The 1,518-nt window shown below is 67.6% G+C and carries 1 protein-coding gene; it reads left to right on the forward strand.

Annotated features, from left to right (window positions below):
• A partial coding sequence (locus AC5P1B_RS35600; RefSeq protein ID WP_493892179.1) for an acyl carrier protein occupies nt 1-1,518 on the forward strand: 1,518 nt, incomplete at both ends.

A 1,518-nucleotide genomic window follows, 5' to 3' on the forward strand; every position in this document is an offset into this window, starting at 1 on the left:
ACCGCCAACACCTTCCTCGACACCCTCGCCCACCACCGCCACACCACCCACCAACCCGCCCACTCCCTCGCCTGGGGAGCACAGGAGATCGCTACCAGCAGCACAGCCGGCCAGTCTGATGCCACCGATCAGCAAGGCACCACCCGCGCTGGCATCGATGGCTGCAGTGGTATCGATGCGATCACCACCCTGACCGGACAGCAGGGGCTTGACCTCCTCGACGCGGCTCACGCCACCAGCCTCCCGCTGCTCGTTCCCCTCCACCTCAACCTTGCAGCTCTGCGTCGACAGGCCCACGAATCCGCACCTCACCCACTGCTTCGTAACCTCGTTCCCGCCTCGCGTCGCGCAGCTGCCCCACGCCGTGGCACCGCCAGCTCCGACAGCCTTCGTCAGCGACTGGCTGGCCTCACACCCGCCAAGCAACACCACGCCCTCCTCGACCTTGTCCGTACGTACGCAGCCGCCACCCTCGGACACACGACGCCCGACGCGATCCCGGAAGAGCACGCGTTCGCCGACCTCGGCTTCGACTCCTTCACGGCCGTCGAGCTGCGCAACCGCCTCGCCGAAGCAACTGGACTACGGCCGCAGGCAGCCCTGCTCTTCGACCACCCGACGCCTATGGCCCTGGCTGACTACCTGCACGCTGAGATCCTGGGCACTACAAGCGCACCGGCCACACTTCCGATGCCCAGGGCAGCCGCGTTGGCGGATGAAGCCATCGCGGTGGTCGGCATGGCCTGCCGCTTCCCAGGGGGCGCGTCATCTCCTGAGGCGCTGTGGGATCTGGTCGCAGCAGGGGGCGATGGCATCTCGGGCTTTCCGACCAACCGTGGTTGGGACACCGACGGGATCTACGATCCGGACCCGGAGCGGCCTGGTAAGTCCTACGTCCGTGAGGGCGGATTCCTTCACGAGGCGACCGACTTCGACCCAGCCTTCTTCGGGATCTCCCCCCGCGAGGCACTGGCGATGGACCCCCAGCAACGGCTCCTGCTGGAAACCGCCTGGGAAGCTGTGGAGCGCGCCGGAATCGATGCGACGTCACTCAAGGGAAGCCAGACCGGGGTTTTCGCGGGAGTCGCGTCGCAGGAGTACGCCCCGCGCTATCTGGACGCCCCTGATGGCGTCGAGGGATACCTACTGACCGGAAACGTGACCAGCGTTGCCTCGGGCCGCGTCGCGTACACCCTGGGGTTGGAGGGCCCGGCGGTCACGGTGGAGACGGCATGTTCGTCGTCGCTAGTGGCGCTGCATCTCGCCTGCCAAGCCCTACGAACCGGCGAGTGCTCCCTCGCGCTCGCCGGCGGAGTGACGGTGATGGCCACGCCGGGCGTGTTCGTGGAGTTCAGCCGACAACGCGGGCTGGCTCCTGATGGGCGTTGCAAGACGTTCGCGGCGCATGCGGATGGCACCAGTTGGGCTGAGGGTGCGGGGGTGTTGTTGTTGGAGCCGTTGTCGTTGGCGCGGCGTAATGGGCATCCGGTGCTTGCGGTGGTGCGGGGCAGTGCGGTC

The organism is Streptomyces sp. A01 (genome assembly GCF_059026195.1).